This is a genomic window from Arcobacter sp. ISO1, from assembly GCF_058105185.1.
The window spans coordinates 1,249,340-1,271,904 of the sequence record NZ_CM176573.1; the positions used below are offsets into that span (position 1 = coordinate 1,249,340).

Consider the following 22,565-nt stretch of genomic DNA (forward strand, 5'->3'; position numbering starts at 1 on the left):
ACAAAGAAGGAAGAAGAATGTTTAAAAAGTTTTTGTTAACTTTAGTATTAGTGGTATCTGTAAATAGTTTATTTGCTGATGATATCAATTTATGGAGAAAATCTACTCTAAATAGTATTTTAGAAAAGAAAGTTTTAAAAGTTGGTTTAGAACCTGGTTATATGCCTTTTGAAATGAAAGATAAAAAGGGAAGACTAATAGGTTATGATGTTGATATTGCAAAGGCAATGGCAAAAGCAATGGGCGTAAAACTTGAAATAGTTCCTACAGCTTTTGATGGAATTATTGCAGGTTTAATTACAAGTAAGTTTGATATTATAATTTCAGGAATGACAGTAACTCAACAAAGAAATTTAAAAATTAATTTCTCAGATCCTTATATTGTTGTAGGGCAAACAGTTTTATTAAATAATTCTTTAATGAATGAAATTAAAAATGCAAAAGAATTGGATGATAGTAAATATACTATTACTGCAAAACTTGGTCAAACAGGTGAAATTGTTGCAAGAAAGTTTTTTAAAAAAGCAAAAGTTATAACATTTGAAACAGAAGCGGAGGCTGTAGCTGAAGTTTTAAATGGTAGAGCCGCAGCTTTTATAAATGATCAACCATACAATTCAATGTTTATGGATAGCAAAGGAAAAGGGAAACTTATTCATTTAGATACTCCTTTAACTTATGAGCCACTAGCTTTTGGAATTAGAAAAGGTGATCCCGATTTTTTAAACTGGTTAAATAATTTTCTTAGACAAATTAAAGAGGATAAAGTTCTTGATTTACATGGAAGATTATATGAAAAATGGTTTGTTGATACTAGATGGTTAAAGAATATTCAGTAAACCAATCTTAATATTAAAGGAGTATACATGAAAAATTTAATTTTGGCGCTTATGGTGTTTGTAACAACAAACTTATTTGGTGATGATATAAACTTATGGAAAAAATCTACACTAAATCAGGTTCTGCAAAGGGGTGAACTTCAAGTTTGTTTAGAACCAGGATATATGCCTTTTGAGATGAAAGACAAAAAAGGTAGAATTATTGGTTATGATGTTGATTTTGCTAAAAAAATGGCTAAAGAAATGGGAGTTAAATTAAAATTACTTCCTACAGCTTGGGATGGAATTATTGCTGCTTTAGTTACTGGGAAATGTGACATTATTATGTCTGGTATGACAGTTACTCAACAAAGAAACTTAAAAGTTAATTTTGCTGAGCCATATGTTGTTGTTGGTCAAACTATGCTTATGAATAAAGCTTTAGAGGGTAAAATTACTGATGCAAAACAATTAGACACAAAAGATAATACGATTACTACAAAGTTAGGAACTTCTGCTGAAGTTGCTGCTAAAAAATTCTTTGTTAATGCAAAACTTGTTACTTTTGAAACAGAAGCAGATGCTGCGGCTGAAGTATTAAATGGTAAAGCAGATGCTTTTATTTATGATCAACCATATAATGTTTTATTTATGTCTGATAAAGGAAAAGGAAAACTAGTTCATTTAGATAAACCTTTAACTTATGAACCTCTTGCATGGGCGATTAGAAAAGGTGACCCTGATTTCTTAAATTGGTTAAATAACTTTTTAAGACAAGTGCAAGAAGATAAAGTTCTTGGATTTACAGATGAATTATATAAAAAATGGTTAGTTGACACTAACTGGTTAAAAAGAGTTCAATAGTTTATGAGTAAAAAACATCAAAGTTTAGCACAAAACAAAAATCTAGGGCATTTTATTGCTCTAGCTTTTTACTTAATAGTAGGATATTCATTATATATAGCTGCGGCTAATATGAATTATGTTTGGAAATGGAATTCTATTCCAGAGTACTTTATATATACAGATACAAAAACTTATGAAGCACCAGTAGATGGAAAATTTATTGAAGAAAATGGTGTTTATTATGTTTTGAAAGCTGATGAGAAAGTAAAAATAGAAGGACTTAACAGTGAAGCAAAATTTGATTATACTGTTGGGGAAAATGTTTATGAAGGCGATTATTTAGCAGTTAGTTCAGAAAAGAAGACAGGACCTGTTTTAAACGGTCTTTGGGTTACTCTTAAAATATCGTTTTTTGCTGCAATTTTAACTTTTTTTATTGGTATTATTGTTGCACTTATGAAGTTATCTTCTTATCAGTTTTTAAAAGATATTGCTACTGTATATATAACTATAATTAGGGGAACCCCCTTACTTGTACAAATCTTTTTATTCTATTTTATTGTCGCAAATATCTTTGAATTAGAAAGATTTGTAGCAGGGGTTCTAGCTCTTGGAATTTTCTTTGGTGCTTATATGGCAGAGATTTTAAGGGGTGCTATACAATCTATAGATAAAGGGCAACTTGAAGCTGCAAACTCCCTTGGAATATCAAAATTCCAAGCAATGAGATATATTATTTTACCACAAGCTTTTAAAAGAGCTTTACCTACACTTGTGGGTGAAATGATTGCACTTGTGAAAGATTCATCTTTAGTATCTGTTATATCAATTACTGATTTAACAAAAGTAGGTAAAGAGATTGTTGCAAATACCTTTTCTCCCTTTGAAACTTGGATTGTTATTGCTTTAGTTTATTTAACAATAACTTCAACTATGAGTTTCATAGGTCATAGATTAGAAAAAAATATGCAAGCAAAAGGTGGAATGAGTTAATTGGAACTTATTCAAGATTTTCTTCAACAAAGTATTACTTTCTTTGCTATTATGGACCCAATAGGAGTTAGTGCAATTGCACTATCTCTTTTATCTACAAATATTACAAAAAGTCAGATTTCTACGATTGCAAAAAAATCTACATTTACTATTTTAATTGCTTTTATTGTTGTTTTAATTTCAGGGGATTTTATTTTAAGATTGTTTGGGATTGGTGAAGACTCATTAAAAGTAATGGGTGGAATAATTTTACTTTTAATGGCTATATCAATGGTTGGTGGAAGTAGTGAAGCAAAAAAAGAGGATGAAGATAAAAATGACGAGGAGCTAGCAGTAATTCCAATAGGTATTCCAATTGCTTTTGGTACAGGACTTTTTACTACAATTATCATTTTTAAACATCAAGCTCAAACTTTTTTAGATGTTTTATCAATTGTCCTTGCATTTTGTGTAAATGCTTTACTGTTTTATTTAATCTTGAAAAATTCAATTTATATTAAAAAATATTTAGGATTAACGGGTCAAAATATTATTACAAAACTTATGGGGCTTATTGTTGGAGCTATTGCTGTTCAGTTTATAATCTCAGGGGTTGTTCACTTAGGAAAAAGTTATCTATGAGTGAAATGGATATTTTAATAAAAGGTTTTATTGTAACTTTTTCTTTAATAGTTGCAATTGGAGCTCAAAATGCCTATGTTCTAAAATTAGGGCTTTTAAGACAACATGTTTTAAAAGCAGTTTTGTTTTGTACTTTTTCAGATTTTTTACTTATAAGTGCGGGTGTTTTAGGCCTTGGATTTTTTATTCAGGGGAAACAAATTTTTATAAATAGTATTGCAATTTTTGGGATTGTTTTTTTATGCTTTTATGCTTTGAAATCTTTTAAAAGTGCTTTTAAAAATGAGTCATTACAAATAGATGATAATATAAAAACTAATCCAATTAAAGAAGTAATAACAATGCTTTTTGTGTTTACTTATTTAAATCCACACACTTATCTTGATACAGTACTTTTAATTGGTGGAATTGGTGCTAACATTGAATCTACTATGAAATTATACTTTCTTTTAGGTGCAGTGAGTGCCTCAGCAATTTGGTTTTCAACTTTAGGTTTTGGAGCAAGGATTTTAATTCCTTTATTTAAAAAACCTATAACATGGAAAATCCTTGATATCACAATAGGAATATTTATGCTTTTTATAGCTTTTTCTTTGGTTGATTTAATTAAATAAGGCAAATTTTGGAATCAGTTGAAATTATAGGATGTTTTAAAACTATTTTAGATCCATATAACGGAATAACAATAGAAATAGAATCACTACCAAACTCAAAAGAAGAGTTTGAAAAAAATTTAGATTTATTAATAAAAGAACTAAGAGAAAAAAGAAATTTGATTTGGATATATATTGATATTTCAAAATCAGATTTTATACCAATTGCAACTAAAAATGGTTTTTTCTTTCACTCTTGTGATGAAAATTATATATTAGTTGTAAAAAGATTAAAAGAAAATGCAATTATCCCCACAGCTGCAAATCATACATTGGGTGTTGGGGCAGTTGTTATAAATGAAAAAAATGAACTTTTAGTAATAAAAGAAAAAATCTATTCTAAGGTATTTAAACTTCCAGGTGGTCATATAGATAACAAAGAGATGATTTCTCAAGCTTGTATTAGAGAAGTTCTTGAAGAAACTGGTATAAAAGTAGAGTTTAAATCTGTAATTTCAATAAGTCATTTATATCCCCATCAATTCCATAAATCAAATCTATATATTGCTTGTTTGGCAAAACCATTGAGCTTTGAAATAAATATTCAAGATACACATGAGATTGAAGAAGCAAAATGGATTAATGTAACTGAGTACTTAAATGATGAGTTAATGCCAGAGTTTACAAAAAATCTTGTAAAAGCTGCAATTAGTAATAATGGTTTTAATCTCAATAAACCTGAGTTTCTAAAGAATTTTAATAAGAACATAGAATTATATTTATGATAATAAAAAGTAATAAATCCCTTTAATAAAAGAATTAGTTTTTCTAACATCTTAAAATTTAATATATATTAAATAATATGCTATCGCGAATATAAAGCAGGGAGTTTAATATCTTAGACGATAAAGTATATGAATTAGAAACAAAAAATAAGAAATTAGAGTTAATAGTAAAAGAACTAAAAACTGAACTTATTCAAATAAAACAACAAAATTCTCAAAAAGAAAAAAAGATATTTGAACAAATCAAAATGTCTCAAATGGGAGAGTTAATTGGTAATATTGCACATCAATGGAGAAAGCCTTTATGTGTAATCTCAACTGCCGCTAGTGGAATGAAACTAAAAAAAGAAATGGGTCTTTTAAATGACAAAGATTTTATAAATTATTCAGATTCAATCCTTGAAAATTCAGTATATCTTTCAAAAACAATAGATGAGTTTAGAGATTATATTGAGTTTACAAACAAAAAAAAAGAGATTATAATTCAAGATAGACTAAAGATGGCAATTAGTTTAATTGAGTCATCTTTTTCTTTACATAATATTAAGATAATTGAAGGCTTTATTGAGAAAGAAAAAATTCCTTTTAAATTGATTTTAGGAGAATTACTTCAAGTTCTTATTTCAATTTTAACAAATGCAAAAGATGCCCTATTAGAAAATCAAATCAAAGATAAGTGGATTAAGTATGAGTTAATAAAAAAAGAGTATTCTCTTCAAATTACAATAGAAGATAATGCTGGAGGAATAGAAGAAAAAATTATAGATAAAATCTTTGATTCATACTTCACAACAAAAGATTATGAATATAGTACAGGTATAGGATTATATACTAGCTATGATATTGTAGTTAATAAATTAGGTGGACAATTATATGTTAAAAATACCCAGCATGGAGCTAAGTTTTTTATAGAATTACCACTTAATGTAGATTATGTAATTTAATTTTAAAGGATATAAATGAAAAAGATCATATCAACATCAAAAGCACCATCAGCAATTGGTCCTTATAATCAAGGAACTGCCTTTGGTGATTTATTATTTTTATCTGGTCAGATTCCATTAATTGCAGAAACAATGGAATTAGTTGAAGGTGATATTAAAGTTCAATCAAAACAAGTTATGGAAAATTTAAAAGCTGTTTTAGAAGAGGGTGGTAGCTCTTTTGCTAATGTATTAAAAACAACTTGTTATCTATCTGATATGGATAATTTTGCCGCATTTAATGAAGTGTATGCTGAATATTTTGATGGCGAAACAGCCCCTGCAAGAGCAACTGTAGCAGTTAAAACTTTACCTAAAAATGTTTTAGTTGAAGTAGATGCAATTGCATTTAAAAACTAGAAGGTTTTCTTCTAGTTTTTAAATAAAATACCTCTCTGGATGTTTGGATTTTTGTTTTAAATAAACGAACGTTTTGCACATCAAATATCGACTATAAAAACCTTCTTTTTTTACTATTGTATATGTACAAATTAATTCAATAAATGGGTTTTAGTAGTCATTAATTAAAAAAGAGACTGTTAGCGTTTCATATCAGTAAAAAATGGTTCTTAATTATATCACTATGTGATTTTCTACTGTTTCAAATATTACAGGTTGTTGAACTTGTTTTTTTACTCATACTTATAATAATCTATTTGTTATTTTTGTGTCCTATTTTCTGTATATAAATTACTTATAATTAGAGTTTCAAGTATATTGGAATAGCAAAAATACCATTTTTAGATCACAGTTTATTTTATTTCACAACAGTATTTACACTTAAAACTTAATAAAAATTGCAATCCATTCTCTAATAATGTAATTTAATTGCACAATTTAAATAAAGGATAAACTTGTCATCACAATTCAAAAGTAACATGATAGAAGTATCAAAACTAAATTTCTCATATTAGAAACAAAAAGTTTTAGAAGATATAAATTTTAAAGTTCAACATAATGAACTTCTTACAATTATTGGTTTAAATGGAAGAGGAAAGTCAACTTTATTAAAGCTAATACTTGGAATATATGAATTAAAAGAAGGCTCTATAAAAATCTTTGAAAAAGACATTTAGAACAAATTCATAAAATTGGTTATGTTCCCCAAAATACAAATGTAAATTTAAACTTTCCAATTACCGTATAAAAAGTTGTAATGATGGGACAAGATTGTTTAAAAAAACGTCTATTTGGATATAAAAAGGAAGAGAGACTAAGAGAAAAAAAAGTTCAAGAATTAAGAGAAATAGATTATGCATTAAATAAGATACAAAAAGGCTTAGAGTAAAACCTTATGCAAAATTCTCTATTGAGTGTAGAGAGGAATTTGAAAGAATACAAGAATAAAAAGAAAGGTTTTATCTCTTCCTCCCTTCTCCTTCCTTTTTTTTAATTTTAAAATTTATAACTTAGTGCAATAGAAGTAACTTTTGTATCTACATCATCTCTATTTTCAGGCAGTTCTTTTCCATTTTGAAAAGAGTATTTAGCTAAAATATCAAAATTTTTAAATTTCTTTCCTAGACTTAACATGTATGTTTCATCTTGTTCCATTGCATGATGTTGAACTTTTATTCCATCATCAAGAACTGTAAATGCTCTTTTTCCAAAAAATGCACCAACTCCTGCTATATAACCATTGTAATTTGCCCCAAGTTTTAAGCCTGCTGTAAAGTAATCTTTATCTTTAAAAGTATATGCACCATATTTGCTACCATCAATATCTATTTTTTTAGCAATTACAGTTGCTTTTAGTTTTAAATTATCAATTTTAAAACCTTTTGAAAGGGAAAAATCATATTGATTTACATCAAAAGTTTCATAATCACTTTTATAAATATCTAATCCTGCTGTTAATCCTTTTTCAATATTATAATCTACACCTAGACCATAAACTTTTCCTTGATCTGTTGGAGCTAGATTATCAATAATCTTTATATAACTAGCTTTCAAATTTACTTTATCATTTATTTTGTATGTATATTTTACACTGTATTTTTCAACATCAAGAGATGGAAGATTTGCCTTAGTAATAGAGTGTTCTCTATCTACATTATCACTTTGGAATCCTAAATTTATCATATGATTAGATAACTTATGTGATATTCCTATATTTTGTACTTTTCCATCTATTTTAGTCAAAGAATTACTATAATCTTTTAGTCCATATTCATATGAGATATTTGTATTTTGTGCATATAATAATCCACTTAAAACTATTGAACCAACTAATATTTTTTTCAATTTTATCCTTTATTTGCGACTAACTTGCATTTTATTTTTAGAATTATAATATAAGAAATTTAAATACAACTTAGTTGCAATATTATAAGTTAAATTAATAATAATCTTTTTAATTGAGAGATTTCATGAAGATAAATTATGTAAAAAACATTAATCAAGTTCTTAAATCTTAAATAAAACACTACATACAAAATATTTTTTGCAACTAAGTTGCACTTAATATGATATACTCTACCATTATAATTCAATGAGTGTTAAAGGAGAAAATGATTATGAATGAAAAGAATCTTAATCTTTCTGGCGAATGGGGTCAAGTGGGTGGTATCTTCCGACATATGTCTCAGGATAAACAGCCAACGGTTTTAAGCGATATCTATCAGGCTGAGATCAATATTGCCATTTGGCGGCGTGAGAAACCTACTACTTTACAATATTCGGTAAAAGAATTTTTAGCATTAAATCCTACCTTCCAAAAGGAAATGATCTTAACGCCACAAGATGCCCTTTCGCGTATTAGAGAATCTTTTGATAACAATATGACTGAAGTTAGCGAAGATATTGCTGAGCTTGTGGATATGTTTTGTTATTTGTTTGAACTTAAAGAAGCAGGCATGCGTTTGAAAGTTTTAGATAAAGCGATGTGTCCTAAATTTCATGTGGACAAAGTACCTTGTCGTCTTGTGACGACCTATCAAGGTATAGCCACAGAATGGCTGCCACACGAGGTGGTTAATCAAACAAAACTGGGGTGGGGTTGTAACGGCTTGCCTGACAGTGAATCTAGACTTTATCAAAGTGAAAGTGATATCCAACAACTAGATTGTGGCGATGTTGCTTTACTCAAAGGTACGCTTTGGAAAGGTAATGAAAATGCGGGCTTAGTCCACCGTTCACCAGAATTGATAAGCAATGAAAAGCGTTTGATATTAACTTTAGATTTTTACTAGTTAAATATTATGGCTTGTCTTATGAAGCCAACAATCATATCATATGGAATTCAGAGACGTTAAGTTCACAATCTCCTAGGTTTTGGAATATGAGCACTTATATTAGTATTCAGTGTTCCGCAAAGTGTTCAAAAAGTAAAAAATACAAATTTCCACAAATATTAAGGAGATTTGGAACATAGAAAGTAGACTATTAGTGTAATATTTAAAGTTTCAGTAAAAAGATTTTCAGTTTGAAAACTTTATTTTAAAATACTAATTTTAAACACTAGAATCAATTAAATTTATTTCAAACTCAAACCTACTCTTTGTTTCTCTAAATCTACACTTACAACTTTTATATTTTCTAGATTTTGATTGATACTTAAAATCTCACTTGGATGAGAGATTCTTTTTGAACTAATTTGTGAGATATGAAGTAGGGCATCATTTTTAAGTCCTATATCTATGAAAGCACCAAAGTCTGTGATGTTTCTTACTATTCCACTTAGAGTAAAACCCTCTTTTAAATCTTCAATATTTAAAATGTCACTTGAAAACTTTACTTGATTAAACTCTTCTCTTACATCAAAACCTGGTTTTAAAAGTTCTTGGACTATATCTTTTATTTTTAAGGCACTAATATTTAAATTGTTTGCTACTTTTTCAAAATCTTTTATCTCTTCAAGTTTATAGTCTTTTTGTAAAATTGTAGAAAAAGTGTAATCTTCTGGGTGAATGCCTGTATTATCAAGTATTGATTTTCCATCTTTAATTCTTAAAAATCCTACTGCTTGTTCATAAGCTTTTGCTCCAATACCTTTTACTTTAAGTAGTTGTTCTTTAGAGGTGAATCTCTTGATTTTAGTTCTATGCTCAACAATATTTTTTGCTAGTCTTTCACTAATTCCTGAAACAAATGAAAGAAGTTTATAGGAAGAAGAGTTCAAATCAACACCAACTTTATTTACAAGGTCAACTGTAATATTTTCAAGTTTTAGTGCTAAATCTTTTTGATTTACATCATGTTGATATTGTCCAATACCAAGTGATTTAGGGTCAATTTTAACTAAGGCTGCCATTGGATCTCTTAGCCTACTAGCTATTGAGATAGCACCTCTAATAGTAACATCAAGGTTTGGATATTCCTCTTGTGCTATTTTAGATGCTGAATAAACACTTGCACCAATTTCACTTACAATTGCATAATTTATATCTAAATTTTGTTCTTTTATTAAATCATTTATAAAGCTTGCAGTTTCTCTAGAAGCAGTACCATTTCCAATTGCAATTGAAGATATTTTATGTTTTTTAATTAAATTTAAAACTGTTTTTGATGAACTTATAATATCTTCTTTTGGTTTTGTTGGATAAATAACTGCACTATCTAAAAAATTTCCATTTTCATCAATTACTGCAAGTTTACAACCTGTTTTATACCCTGGATCCATACCTAAGATTACATGATTAATCAATGGTGCAGTTAAAAGTAGTTCTTTTAGGTTTTTACCAAATAGTTCTATTGCTTCGTTACTCGCTTTTTCTTTTAAATTTGCTAGTGCTTCTCGTTTTAAACTAGGTAATAAAAGTCTTTTTAGTCCATCTTTATATGCATCAAATACTAAATTTTTTGAACTATTTGCATGATTAGGGATTTTATATTTTTTTATATTTTCTAAGATATGATTTTCATCGATATCAATTTTGATACTTAGTTGTTTCTCATTATCTGCTCTCAAAATTGCTAAAGCCCTATGGGATTTTATATATTTTAGTTTCTCTTTTGTATTTGCAAAAGAGGAATAAAGTCCATTTTTATCAAATTGTTTTCCCTCTTTTATATCTAAACTTCCCCAATTTGCAACTAGATTTCTAATAATTTCTTTTGATTTAAAGTCATCTGCATATCTTTGAGCTATTATATCTTTCGCCCCATTTATTGCTTCATCAACACTTTTTACATTTGTATTTAAAAATTGTTTTGCTTTAGATTCTACTTCTTCAATAGAGTATTTCATACTTTGAATAATATTTGCTAATGGTTCAAGTCCATTTTTTATTGCATTACTTGTTCTTGAAGATTTTTTATCTTTAAATGGTGTATAGATATCTTCTAAAGCTTGTAATGTTGTAGCTTCATTAAGGTTTTTTATTATTTTGTCATTTAAGAAGTTTTTCTCTTTTAATATATTTTCTATCTCTTCTTTTCTTTGTAGAAACTTTTGAAAGTAATTGTATGTCTCTTCAAATATTCTAAGTTCAACATCTGTTGCACCATTTGTATATTCTTTTCTATATCTAGCAATAAAAGGTATTGTACAACCCTCATCAAGTAGTTTAATTATATTGTTTATAACTTTTGTAGAAAGAGCTGTTTTTTCTTCTAATAATGGAATTAAATTTTTAGTCAAGTTCTATTTCCTTGAAATCACTTCTTGTATTTAAAAGTGGTTTATTTTTTTTACCTCTAATTGTATATACAAAAGAGATTTTTGCTTTTTTCGTATTATTTTTATTAGCATGGTGTAGAGTTTTACAATGAAATAAAACCACATCACCTTTTTGTAAAGGTGTTGAAACTTTTTTATGAATTAGTGCAATGTTTTCTTCATTCTCATCTAAAAAATTTGAATTATCATCAAACCTATTTGAACTAAAATTCATCTTATGACTACCTGGAATAAATTCCAATAAGCCATTTTCTATAAACTCATCATCTAAGGCTAGCCATATAGATATTAAATTATCATTTTCATAATGCCAATATCGTCTATCTTGATGCCAATAGGTTCTTGTACTTTCTTTTGGGAGTTTTGTCATGATAGAGTTATGATGGGCTAAGGTTAAAATTAATTCATCATGTAATATCTGTTTTAAAATAGGTCTTATTTTTTCATATGTCATCCATTCTTTAAAGATATCTTCCCTGTCATAAACTTGTCTTAATCTTCTAACTGTAATTTTTTCATCGCTAAAATTTAAGTACTCTTGTTCTGATTCTATTGGGGCAATCTTTTTTTCTAAATGATTCTTAGCTTTTTTAGTTATTTCATCACAAAGTTCATGTGGTGCAAAATTTTTTAAAACTAAAAAACCATCTTTATTAAATTGTTCTATTTGATTAGATGTTAAATTCATATAAGCTCACTTTATAAAAAGGCTAATTTTACTTTAGTTTTAATATCACATAGTTTAATTAAAAAAAGAATTTATAATTTATTTAAGTATAAAACTATTATAATCACAGGGCATGAAAATTAATCCAAACTAATAATTTGGAGAAATATATGAAAAAATTACTTTCTATTGCTGCTATATCAGCTTTATTAACAACTGGTGCAATGGCTGGTGAAAAAAAAGGACTAAATGTAGTTCTTACAGCCCATGATGCTCAAACTCAATTAATGGCAATGGTTTTATCAACTATGACATTAAAACAAAAGAAAATGGTTAACGTTACATTATGTTCTGAAGCAGGTAATCTAGCTGTTAAAGGTGCTCCTAGTCCTAAATTAAAACCAAAAGATGTAAGTCCAAAAATGTTACTTCAAGGTTTAATAAAAAAAGGTGCTAATGTTCAAGTATGTCCACTATTTTTACCAAATGCTGGTTTAGATAAATCAGTTTTACTTGAAGGTGTTACTGTGGCTAAACCACCGAAAGTAGCTGCACAACTTTTAAATGATGATTTCGCAACATTAAGTTACTAAAAATTAAGAGGAGAACTCCTCTTAATTAGATTGATTATTTTGGGTGAACTTCTTTTAAAGCATCACCAATTTGAGTAATAGTTTTAACAGTACAAACACCAGCTCTATCTAAGGCTTGGTATTTTTCATCTGCTGTTCCTTTACCACCATCAATAATAGCTCCGGCATGACCCATTCTTTTACCCTTAGGAGCAGTAACTCCAGCAATATAAGAAACAACAGGTTTTGTTACATATTCTTTTATAAATTCTGCTGCAGCTTCCTCTTTAGCTCCACCAATTTCACCAATCATTACAATTGCTTTTGTCTCAGGATCATCCTGAAACTTTCTAAGAATATCAATAAAATCACTTCCAGGAACTGGATCTCCACCAATTCCAACACAAGTACTTTGACCAAATCCAGCTTGTGTTGATTGATTAACTGCTTCATAAGTTAATGTACCAGATCTTGAGATAATACCTACACTTCCTGGCATATGAATTGATTCTGGCATAATTCCCATTTTACATTGACCTGGTGTAATAATTCCTGGGCAATTTGGACCAATTAAAGTTGAACCATTTAAATCAATTGCTGCTTTTACATCAAGCATATCAATTGTTGGGATACCTTCTGTGATACATACAATTGTTTCAATCCCATTTTCACTTGCTTCAATAATTGCATCTTTACAAAATGGAGCAGGTACATAGATAATTGAAGCATTTGCTCCTGTTAGTCTTTTTGCACACTCAACTGTATTATATATTGGAAGGTCAAGATGTCTCTGACCTCGTTTCCCTGGAACTACACCACTTACAACTGATGTTCCATATGCTAATGCTCTTTGTGTGTGAAAACTTGCCTGTGAACCAGTTAAACCTTGAACTAATACCTTTGTGTTTTTATCAATTAAAATAGCCATTATTTTGACCCTCCACATAGTTCAATGATTTTTTGTGCTGCTTTATCAAGATTTGCTTCTTCGAAAACTTTTACATCTGAGTTTCTAATTAGTTCTAAACCTTCAGCTGCATTAGTACCTTCAAGTCTTACAACAATTGGAATATCTAGATTCATCTTTTGAGCAGCACTAATAATACCTGAAGCTATGATGTCACATCTTACTATACCACCAAAAATATTTACTAAAATACCATCTACATTTTTTTCAGAAAGAATAATTTCAAAGGCTTCAATAACTCTTTTTTCATTTACACTTCCACCAACATCCAAAAAGTTAGCTGGATTTCCACCATGGGTTTTAATTAAATCCATAGTTGCCATAGCTAGACCTGCTCCATTTACCATACAAGCAATATTTCCATCTAAAGATACATAATTTAAGTCAAGCTTTTCTGCTTTTAATTCAAGTTCATTTTCTTGAGATTCATCTCTAATTTCATTCATTTTTGCTTGTCTATAAAGTGCTGAGTTATCAATTTGTACTTTTCCATCCAGACATAAAATATGACCTTGTTTTGTAACAACTAATGGATTGATTTCAACAAGTGATAAATCATTTTTTATAAACATTTTATAGATTTTTTGCATAATATCAATCATTTGTGCACTTAGAGTTTTGTCTAATCCTAAGTCATCACAAATTTGTCTACATTGTGCTGGCATAATACCAACAACAGGATTGATTGGATTTCTTAAGATTTTTTCTGGAAATTTCTCTGCTACTTCTTCAATCTCCATACCACCTTCGCCTGAAGTGATAATCATGATTCGCTGGCTTGTTCTATCAACTGTAAATGCTAAATATATCTCATCAACAATATCACAAGGTTGTTCAATATAAATTGAGTTAACAGGTTGCCCTTTTTCATTAGTTTGGTGAGTAACTAATCTACTTCCAAGAAGATGTCTAACCTCTTCATTGGCTTCTATTTTAGATTCAACTAATTTTACTCCACCAACTTTTCCCCGTCCACCTGCGTGAACTTGTGCTTTGATAACCCATTTATCTCCACCTAAAGTTCTTAATATATCATCTAGTTGAGAAGGATGTGTAAGAAGTTTCCCTTTTGTAGTAGGGATATCATATTTTCTATAAAGATTTTTTGCTTGGTATTCATGTAAATTCATAATGAATTGTTCCTATTATAGTTTGTATTTATTGTTAATAAAAGCTTATACCAAAATGTTGATGTAAATGTGCTTAAGTAGCTGTTTTAAGAGTTTTTAAAAAAGGTTTTTAAGAGGGGGAAACCCCCTTAAATTTATTTGCTAGCTTGTGCTCTTAACACATCAATTAATTGTTTACAATATTTATCTTTAGAAGAATATTCATCCCAAAGACTTGCTCCAGCAGCTTTCCAAGCTTTTTTATCAGCAACAGAAGGCTCAGGAGACCATTTTAAACCTTTTGCTTCCATTTGTGCAACAGCTTCAGATTCCCATTTTTTAGATTTTTCTAATTGTTCTTTTGCATGGTCAACTGTTGCAGCATGAACAGCTTCTTGTAGTTCAGGAGTAAGTTTATTCCAAGCACTTTTATTTACAACAATTGGTAAAACTTGAGCTCCTGCTAATGGTAATTTATACATATATTTTGCAACTTCAACGTGGTTTCCATCTCTATGGTCAATTAGGTTACTACCAATAGAACCATCAATAACACCTGTTGCTAAACTTGTATAGATTTCACCCCAAGATAATGAAACAGGTGTAGCACCTAAATTTCTTAAGAATTTACCATATGCACCTGGAGCTCTAATTTTTAAACCTTTGAAGTCTTCAACAGAGTTGATAGGCTTTTTTGTAATAATATATACAGGAGTTTGGATATAAGGTTCTAACCATACTAAACCTTGTGCACCATATGCTTTTTTAAGAATTTTATCCCAACCATCTTCATGAAAAAGTTTATATAGTTTGTCAGTATCAGCTGTACCACCTGGTAAACCAATCTCAACTACACCTGCAGGTAGCTCCCCAGCATGCATAGATTGAAATGGTGCTGCCATAGTAATAAGTCCAGATTTAGTTGCTGCTAATAAACCTGCTTGGCCTACACCCTCACCAGCAAATCTCATATCAACTTTAATTTTTCCTCCAGATCTTTTTTCAATACCTTCTGCTAAGTTTTTATAAACTTCACCAAAGGCAGTTCCTCTACCATACAGATTCCCAAATCTCCAATTATAATCAGCAGCACTAGCAGTATCTACTAAAGTCATAACACCTAATAACGCAACAATTGCTGTTGTTAAAAAGTTTTTCTTAACGCTCTTAAATAAACTTATCATTTATTTACTCTCCTTTTATCTTTTTTACATATATTTAAATACCTATAGTGATATAAAACTAAAGCTTCCCCTTTGTTCATTAACTATATATATTTATGTGAAAATTATAATATTAAATGGCTATAAAGTATAAAAATTATTGTATATAAAATAGCCAATTTTAGGGATCTACAGAGTTTTTAATTGTTTTAATTATTATTTTTTGGCAATAGGATATTATTGGAAAAATCTCAAGCAAGGAGATAGAATAGAAAGGGGATAAATAAGAGGATTAAATCCTCTTATTTAAGATTATAAAGCGCTAGATTTAATAACCATCAGTTTTTGGTTTTGCATTTCATTCATAGAATCAGGAATACCACCTAAACCTAAACCAGAAGTTTTAGCACCACCAAATGGCATCCAGTCAACTCTAAATGCAGTATGGTCGTTAACCATAACAGCAGTACCATTTAATTTCTTAACAGCTTTTAATGCAGTGTCAATGTTTTTAGTGAAAACTGCTGCTTGAAATGAAACATCTAAAGAGTTTGCTCTGTCAATTGCTTCATCTAAAGTTTTGTATGAATAAACAACAACTACAGGTCCAAAAATTTCTTTTTGTGAAATAATTGCATCGTCAGATGGATTAACAATAACTGTTGGCTCATATAAAGAATCAGAAATTCTTTTTCCACCAGTTAATATTTTTCCACCTTTTTCAACAGCTTCATTAACCCACTCTTCAACTCTATTTACTTCGTTGTGGTTAATTAATGGACCAACCTCAGTTTTTGGATCTAATTGATCTCCAACAACTAAGTTCTTAGCATAATCTGTTAGTTTTGAAGCTACATCATCAGCAATTGATTCGTGTACAAAAATTCTTTGAACTGATACACAAACTTGACCAGCATGATAGAAACCACCTTTTCCTAAATCAGGAATCATAGCATCAATGTCTGCATCTGGCTCAACAATAACAGGAGCAACTCCACCATGCTCTAAAGCACTTCTTGTTCCAGGAGATGACTTAGAATTTAAATACCATCCAACAGGTCCTGAACCAATAAATGTAAAGAAAGCAGTCTTAGGTGAAGTAACTAATAACTCTCCTCCAGCTCTGTCACAAACAACAGCTTGAGCCCAACCCTCAGGTAAACCAGCTTCAGCTAATAACTCAACTAATTTAACAGCAGACATAGGAGTTTGTGTAGCAGGTCTGATAATAACAGGACAACCAACAGCAATAGCAGGTATTACTTGGTGAATAGCTAAGTTAAATGGGTGGTTAAATGCTGATATTGCAGCAACAACCCCAATAGGTTCTTTCATAGTATAAGCCATTCTGTTTGCAGATGAAGCAGTATGACCCATAGCTATTTCTTGACCTTCAATAGCACCAATTTGCTCAATAGCAATCTTAACACCATTGATAGCTCTTTGAATTTCAACTTTAGAATCCATGTAAGGTTTACCACCTTCAGAAGCACAAAGGATAGTTAGTTCTTCAACCTGAGAAGACATAATTTTCATTAAGTTTTCTAAGATTTCGATTCTTTTATGCTTAGGAATCCAATTATCTTTGTCTAAAAACTTTTCATAAGCAGTATCAATTGCTTTTTCAACACCTTCTACATCTGTAAAAGGCACAGTTCCTACTACTTTACCATCAAATGGTGATGTTACTTCTATTGTACTCATTTATTTTCCTTATTTTAAAATTTAATTTATATTTATTAATTTAGTTTGATACAAAATCTTTAGCATTTAAAGATAAAGCATCAGGAGATAATCGATAGAGTCTTAAATTATCTATACAAGAAGCTCCTTTTTTTTCATAAAATTTTATTGCTGACTCATTCCAATTTAAACAAGCCCATTCTAGATATTCACAACCTATATCTATAGAATATTTTGAAAGATAATGAAACATAATCTCTCCTAAACCATTACCTCTTACATCCTCATCTATAAAAAATGCATCGATATATAGTCCTTTTCGACCAGAAAAAGCAGAACTTTTTTGATGAAAATATGCGAAAGAAACTATTTCTTTTTTATAAATACCAAAAATTGCTTCCCCTAATTTTTCATCTAATAATCTTTTTATGCGTTCTGGGGTTGCTGTTATTGCATCTTCCATTTTTTGATATTTACCAAGTTTTTTCATAAAAGTTACAATCAATTCTACATCTTCATTTGTTGCTATTTGTAAATTATAATCTGGATTTTTGGTAGAAATTAGCTTTGTCACTTTATAATCCTTACTTTAAATTATTTAGACCTAGATATTGCAAGTAGCCCTATAAAAGTTATTGCAATTCCGATTAGTCCTAAAGTATTTGGAAATGATGCATTTAAAAAAATCATTTCTCCACTTAAGGCAAAAAAAACTTGACTTGATTGTGTTGAATCTACAATCATTAATGTAGTTGAACTTGTAGCATGAGACCTAGCATATAAAAAAAGAGAGGTAGCTAATATCCCTGATATTATTGTTATAATAGCAACACTAATATATTGAGAAGTATTAGGTGCTACAGGGTCAGATAAAAAATAAAGGACTACCCAAAAAGGGGTACTTCCTAAAACAAGTAAAAATACTTTTACAAAACTATTGTTTATTACCATAAAGTCTTTTTCTTCTTCTTTTCTTTTTTTCTTTTCTTCCCATACCATTTGATTTCCTATTGGATAACAAAATGATGCTATAAGCACAGGAACAGAGCCTAATAAAAGAGCTTCTAAATTACTACTATCAAAGTGACTTAAATTTACTAAAACAATTCCAGCAAAAATAAATATGGTAAAAAACCATATTTTTTTTGATAATTTTTTACCAAAAAAAGTTAAAACAAATAAAGATGATATTATTGTAACCTGCCATGTTGTAGCCACAATCCATGCAGGAGAAAAAGAAGCAGAATAACAAAGTAAAGAATAAAAACCTCCAAATCCTATACTACCAGCAACTGTCCAAAATAAAAAGTTTTCTAAATACTCTTTTATGATTAATTTAAAATATGACATACCTTTAAAAACTATAAATCCAAAAGTGAAAAATATAATTGCATATATAAGTCTTAAACCACCAGAATAAAACCAGTGCCCTCCATCAAGGGAGATTGATCTATTTATTATAAAAGTTACGGTAAAAAATAATGAGGATAATAATCCAATAAAAAGTAAAGATGTGGGAGAATGTTCATATTTTTTAATTTTGCTCAATATTTATCCTAAAACTGTATTTGAAAAGTCATAAAGGAATTATCTCCTCTATGACTCTAAATTATTACTTATCAATTATTTATAAGCTTCTATTTATTACTTTGATAATCAGTTAGTCTAATTGCAAAAACTGAACAGTTTGCGTGTCTTATTACTCTTTCAGGTGTACTACTAATAAAATAGCTTCCAAGTCCTGGTTTCGTAGCCATCATTACAATTGCATCAGCTTTTATTCTTCTTGCTTCTTCAAGAATCTCCCTATGGGCAGAACCATCTCTAATATTAAAAGAGATTTTGTCTTCTGGAAGTTTATGCTTTTTTGCAATTTTTTTTAGCTCAATATATGCATCGTGGTTATAATGCTTTTCGTTCTCTTCATCTAAAATTGGGTAAAGTGAACCATGGCCTCTATTCTCGTTTACATACAATAAAGATAGTTTCCCCTCTGTACCTTCTAAAACCTCTAATGCTCCAGCAAAAAGTTTTTCATGATTTTCCGTATAATCAAGATGAAGTGGTACCAAAATATTTTTAAACATAATTAGTCCTTTTAGATAGATCTATCTAGAATTTTTTCTACAACATTAGTATTCACAATTTGGTTTTCACCAAGTTTACTAAATCCGTGTTTTATAAGTAATGGAATCACTTTCTCTTTTACTTCTTTATCATCTGTATAATCAGAGATTTTTAAATCTATATCTAAAGACTTGTATAAAGCTTCTATTTTATTGATAATTACATCAGGGTCAGTTGTATCTACTCTAAATACATTTTCACCCATTTGTAATAGTTTTTCAGCTTTGTTCTCTTTTAATACTCTAAATAGATTTGGTTGAATAATAGCAAGGGTTCTTGCATGATCTATCCCGTATAATCCAGTTAGTTCATGTCCAATATAGTGTGTAGCCCAATCTTGAGTAACCCCAGCACCAATAAGACCATTAAATGCTTGATTTGCTAACCATAAAAGGTTTGCATACCATAAGTCATCTCTATCATCAACACTATTAGCTAAAGTGATAAGACCTCTTAATATACCTTCAGCATAATTGTCTTGTGCCATCATCCCTTGTTTATAAGTTAAATATTGTTCACAAGTATGAACAAAGGCATCCACAAGACCATTTTTAATTTGTCTATCATCTAAACTTTTTAATACACTAGGATCCATAACCGCAAACTTTGGAAAAGAATGAACAGATCTAAAAAATCTTTTTTCTTTTGTTTGGGCTTTTGTAATAACAGAGCCTGTATTTGATTCACTTCCAGTTGCAGCAAGTGTTACAACTGCTCCTATTGGTAAAGCTTTTTGAGAGATATATTTACCTTCTAAAATATCCCATCCATCACCTTCATAATAATAAGAGTGTGCAACATACTTTGCTCCATCAATAACAGAACCTCCACCAACAGCTAAGATAAAATCGACATCTTCATCTTTTGCAAGTTTTATTGCTTTATCAAGAGTCTCTTTTGTTGGGTTTGGTTCAATTCCACTAAATTCAAAATAATTGTATCCCTCTAAAGCGTTAATTACTTGGTCATACACTCCATTTTTTTTTATACTTCCTCCACCATATATAAATAATACTTTATTATCTTTTGGAATCAGTGAAGAGATACTACTAATTTTACCTTGGCCAAATTCGATTTGGGTAGGGTTTAAATATGAAAATTCCATTTGTTTCCTTTTTTAAATTTATTTAAATAATCTTTAGCCCATCACTTTATTTGGAAGCCAAAGAACAATCTCTGGAAAAATCATACAAATAATTAGGACTGTTAAATTAACTAAAATAAATGGAGTTACTGATTTATAAATCTCACCCATTCCAACTTCTGGTGGTGCAATACCTTTTAAATAAAATAGTGCAAAACCATATGGTGGAGTTTGTACAGCAATTAAAATATTAATAATCATTAAAACACCAAACCAAATTGGGTCATAACCTAAAGATACAGCAATAGGTGTAAACAATGGAGCACACATCAATACAATAATAAATTCATCAATAATAAAACCTAAGAAAAGCATTATTAATTGGAACATAATAATAATCATAATAGGAGGTAAATCTAAACCACCAGTAAAGTTTGCAATCATACCTTGAATACCCATTAGTAAGTGAAAGTTACTAAATACTGAAGCTCCAAGAATAATCCACATTGCAACACTAACTAAAATCCCAGTTTGAAGTCCAACAGTTCTCATCATCTCTAACTTAAATCTTTTAAAGAAGATTGCAAGTAAAATAGCCCCTACAACACCTAAAGCTCCTGACTCAGTTGGAGTTGCTATACCACTAATAATACTTCCAAGTACAACAAAAATTAATCCAATAGAAAGGAACCCATCTCTAAACACTCTAAGTTTTTCTTTCCCTTTAAGTTTTGGTAAACCAGGGTTTGATTCACTTAAAAGAGGAGCATTTTCTGGTTTTAGTATAGAACTAACTACAATATAAGTGATAAGTAAAATAATTGTTATCACTGCAGGTGTCATAGCACCTAAGAACATTCTTCCAACTGAGTTTTGAGTTGAAGCTGCAAACATAATCATTGGAATACTTGGTGGAATTAAGATACCTAAAGCCCCACCAGCCATAATTGTTCCAAGAGCAAGTCTTTTGTTGTATCCTGCATCTAACATAGGTTTTAAAGCAATACTACCAGAACTCATAATACCAGCTCCAATAATACCAACCATAGCACCAATCATAGAACAAATAAATACAACACTAATTGCTAGTGAACCTCTAATTCTTCCAATCATCATTTGGCTAGCTTTAAACATTGCATCACCAATACCAGAATGGGTTAAAAGTTGCCCCATATAAATATATAATGGAATGGCTAATAAAATAAAACTAAAAAAAGTTGATTCAACGGTTGTTGGAATTACATTAAAAATTCCATCTCCCCAAGTAAAATAACCTACCATCATGGCTATTCCACCAAGCGCTAAACCTACAGGTGCACCAAGTGCAAAGAAGATTAAAATAAAAAATAATAAAACAACAGTTAATAATTCAACACTAATCATTTTGCACATCCTTCTCAATTAAAGGTAATCCTGTAAAAAGTTGATAACCTTCATCAATAATATCTCTAATTAATTGCATGGTAAATACTGAACTTGCAACACAAAGCATAAGCCAAAAGTGCCACATTACAGGTGCCCATTCACTTTGTCTTCTATAATCAAACTCTAAAGCCTCATTAAACTTTAATAAACCCATTTTAAAAATAACAACTAGGAAAAATACACCTAGTAAAAAAGAGATGAGGTTGAAGATGTTTTTAACCTTAGGAGAAACTAATAAATATAAAATATCCACATTAATATGTGATCTTTTTTGTTGAGCATAAGCTCCTCCTAAAGCTGCTATATATCCAAATAGAAATAAGGATAAGTCATAAGCCCAGATGGTTGGTGCATCAAATAAATATCTTGCAACAACTTCGTAGGACACGATAAAGGCAAGGACAGGCATCAAAAATGATGCCCCCTTTCCTAACAACATTATAATCGTATCGATTGTAATGCAAAATTTTTGTAGGAGTTTTTTTAACATAATAAAGCCTATTAATACT

The 22,565-nt window shown here is 29.5% G+C and carries 25 protein-coding genes; 12 read left to right on the forward strand and 13 right to left on the reverse strand.

All coding sequences use genetic code 11. The annotated features are described in order from the left end of the window. Positions 1–17 precede the first annotated feature (17 nt). The 10 genes from AC2TY9_RS06190 (at position 18) to AC2TY9_RS06235 (ending at position 6,927) form a co-directional block, all read left to right on the forward strand. A complete protein-coding gene (locus AC2TY9_RS06190; protein WP_489780081.1) occupies positions 18–839 on the forward strand; it encodes a transporter substrate-binding domain-containing protein in 822 nt (273 codons plus the stop codon). Positions 840–866: 27 nt separating this feature from the next. Next, positions 867–1,682 carry a transporter substrate-binding domain-containing protein gene (locus AC2TY9_RS06195; RefSeq protein ID WP_489780082.1) on the forward strand — a complete coding sequence of 272 codons (816 nt, stop codon included), beginning with the start codon at positions 867–869 and terminating at the stop codon, positions 1,680–1,682. Positions 1,683–1,685: 3 nt separating this feature from the next. Beyond that, positions 1,686–2,657 carry an amino acid ABC transporter permease gene (locus AC2TY9_RS06200; RefSeq protein WP_489780083.1) on the forward strand — a complete coding sequence of 324 codons (972 nt, stop codon included), beginning with the start codon at positions 1,686–1,688 and terminating at the stop codon, positions 2,655–2,657. Next, a complete protein-coding gene (locus AC2TY9_RS06205) occupies positions 2,658–3,278 on the forward strand; it encodes a MarC family protein (protein WP_489780084.1) in 621 nt (206 codons plus the stop codon). Beyond that, positions 3,275–3,892, forward strand: a complete 618-nt coding sequence (locus AC2TY9_RS06210; RefSeq protein WP_489780085.1) for a LysE/ArgO family amino acid transporter — start codon at positions 3,275–3,277, stop codon at positions 3,890–3,892. Before AC2TY9_RS06205 ends, AC2TY9_RS06210 begins: the two co-directional genes overlap by 4 nt. Before the next feature lie 8 nt (positions 3,893–3,900). Next, positions 3,901–4,656 (forward strand): NUDIX domain-containing protein, encoded by a 756-nt coding sequence (locus AC2TY9_RS06215; RefSeq protein ID WP_489780086.1) that lies wholly within the window; start codon positions 3,901–3,903, stop codon positions 4,654–4,656. Between the two features lie 257 nt (positions 4,657–4,913). Then, positions 4,914–5,600, forward strand: coding sequence for a sensor histidine kinase (locus tag AC2TY9_RS06220; RefSeq protein ID WP_489780087.1), 687 nt, complete (start codon positions 4,914–4,916; stop codon positions 5,598–5,600). Between the two features lie 15 nt (positions 5,601–5,615). Beyond that, positions 5,616–5,999, forward strand: a complete 384-nt coding sequence (locus AC2TY9_RS06225; RefSeq protein WP_489780088.1) for a RidA family protein — start codon at positions 5,616–5,618, stop codon at positions 5,997–5,999. A 614-nt stretch (positions 6,000–6,613) separates the two neighbouring features. Then, entirely contained in the window at positions 6,614–6,715 is a 102-nt protein-coding gene (locus AC2TY9_RS06230) for an ATP-binding cassette domain-containing protein (RefSeq protein ID WP_489780406.1), read from the forward strand. Positions 6,716–6,798: 83 nt separating this feature from the next. Next, on the forward strand, positions 6,799–6,927 hold the full coding sequence (locus tag AC2TY9_RS06235; protein WP_489780089.1) for a hypothetical protein: 129 nt from the start codon (positions 6,799–6,801) through the stop codon (positions 6,925–6,927). 107 nt (positions 6,928–7,034) lie between these two features. Here the strand turns inward: AC2TY9_RS06235 and AC2TY9_RS06240 are convergent, their stop codons facing one another. Then, complete coding sequence (locus AC2TY9_RS06240) at positions 7,035–7,883, reverse strand: hypothetical protein (RefSeq protein WP_489780090.1); 849 nt, start codon at positions 7,881–7,883, stop codon at positions 7,035–7,037. Between the two features lie 272 nt (positions 7,884–8,155). Here AC2TY9_RS06240 and AC2TY9_RS06245 point away from each other — a divergent pair, with 272 nt between their 5' ends. Further along, on the forward strand, positions 8,156–8,830 hold the full coding sequence (locus AC2TY9_RS06245) for a DUF1826 domain-containing protein (RefSeq protein WP_489780091.1): 675 nt from the start codon (positions 8,156–8,158) through the stop codon (positions 8,828–8,830). Between the two features lie 284 nt (positions 8,831–9,114). On the opposite strand, the gene AC2TY9_RS06250 is transcribed toward AC2TY9_RS06245, so the two are convergent. Together AC2TY9_RS06250 and AC2TY9_RS06255 are read right to left on the reverse strand one after the other, a co-directional pair. Further along, the gene (locus tag AC2TY9_RS06250) at positions 9,115–11,220 is read right to left on the reverse strand and encodes a helix-hairpin-helix domain-containing protein (protein WP_489780092.1); all 2,106 of its coding nucleotides are present in this window, start codon (positions 11,218–11,220) and stop codon (positions 9,115–9,117) included. Then, a complete protein-coding gene (locus AC2TY9_RS06255) occupies positions 11,213–11,947 on the reverse strand; it encodes a phytanoyl-CoA dioxygenase family protein (RefSeq protein ID WP_489780093.1) in 735 nt (244 codons plus the stop codon). The genes AC2TY9_RS06250 and AC2TY9_RS06255 overlap by 8 nt, the downstream gene beginning before the upstream one ends. A 149-nt stretch (positions 11,948–12,096) precedes the next feature. Here AC2TY9_RS06255 and AC2TY9_RS06260 point away from each other — a divergent pair, with 149 nt between their 5' ends. Next, positions 12,097–12,519 (forward strand): DsrE family protein, encoded by a 423-nt coding sequence (locus AC2TY9_RS06260; protein ID WP_489780094.1) that lies wholly within the window; start codon positions 12,097–12,099, stop codon positions 12,517–12,519. Between the two features lie 34 nt (positions 12,520–12,553). On the opposite strand, the gene sucD is transcribed toward AC2TY9_RS06260, so the two are convergent. The 10 genes from sucD to AC2TY9_RS06310 form a co-directional block, all read right to left on the reverse strand. Then, a complete protein-coding gene (sucD, locus tag AC2TY9_RS06265; RefSeq protein ID WP_489780095.1) occupies positions 12,554–13,426 on the reverse strand; it encodes a succinate--CoA ligase subunit alpha in 873 nt (290 codons plus the stop codon). Beyond that, entirely contained in the window at positions 13,426–14,595 is a 1,170-nt protein-coding gene (gene sucC / locus AC2TY9_RS06270; protein ID WP_489780096.1) for an ADP-forming succinate--CoA ligase subunit beta, read from the reverse strand. Before sucC ends, sucD begins: the two co-directional genes overlap by 1 nt. A 134-nt stretch (positions 14,596–14,729) precedes the next feature. Next, entirely contained in the window at positions 14,730–15,758 is a 1,029-nt protein-coding gene (locus AC2TY9_RS06275) for a TRAP transporter substrate-binding protein (RefSeq protein WP_489780097.1), read from the reverse strand. A 291-nt stretch (positions 15,759–16,049) separates the two neighbouring features. Next, entirely contained in the window at positions 16,050–17,441 is a 1,392-nt protein-coding gene (locus AC2TY9_RS06280; RefSeq protein ID WP_489780098.1) for an aldehyde dehydrogenase family protein, read from the reverse strand. Positions 17,442–17,481: 40 nt separating this feature from the next. Further along, positions 17,482–17,994 carry a GNAT family N-acetyltransferase gene (locus AC2TY9_RS06285; RefSeq protein ID WP_489780099.1) on the reverse strand — a complete coding sequence of 171 codons (513 nt, stop codon included), beginning with the start codon at positions 17,992–17,994 and terminating at the stop codon, positions 17,482–17,484. 20 nt (positions 17,995–18,014) lie between these two features. Beyond that, positions 18,015–18,968, reverse strand: a complete 954-nt coding sequence (locus AC2TY9_RS06290; protein WP_489780100.1) for a multidrug resistance efflux transporter family protein — start codon at positions 18,966–18,968, stop codon at positions 18,015–18,017. Positions 18,969–19,057: 89 nt separating this feature from the next. Then, the gene (locus AC2TY9_RS06295; protein WP_489780101.1) at positions 19,058–19,507 is read right to left on the reverse strand and encodes a universal stress protein; all 450 of its coding nucleotides are present in this window, start codon (positions 19,505–19,507) and stop codon (positions 19,058–19,060) included. Positions 19,508–19,518: 11 nt separating this feature from the next. Continuing rightward, positions 19,519–20,652 (reverse strand): iron-containing alcohol dehydrogenase, encoded by a 1,134-nt coding sequence (locus AC2TY9_RS06300; RefSeq protein ID WP_489780102.1) that lies wholly within the window; start codon positions 20,650–20,652, stop codon positions 19,519–19,521. 33 nt (positions 20,653–20,685) lie between these two features. Continuing rightward, entirely contained in the window at positions 20,686–22,014 is a 1,329-nt protein-coding gene (locus tag AC2TY9_RS06305) for a TRAP transporter large permease (RefSeq protein WP_489780103.1), read from the reverse strand. Further along, positions 22,007–22,546: a TRAP transporter small permease subunit gene (locus AC2TY9_RS06310; RefSeq protein WP_489780104.1), complete on the reverse strand. Its 540-nt coding sequence runs from the start codon at positions 22,544–22,546 to the stop codon at positions 22,007–22,009. The genes AC2TY9_RS06305 and AC2TY9_RS06310 overlap by 8 nt, the downstream gene beginning before the upstream one ends. Between the last annotated feature and the right edge of the window lie 19 nt (positions 22,547–22,565).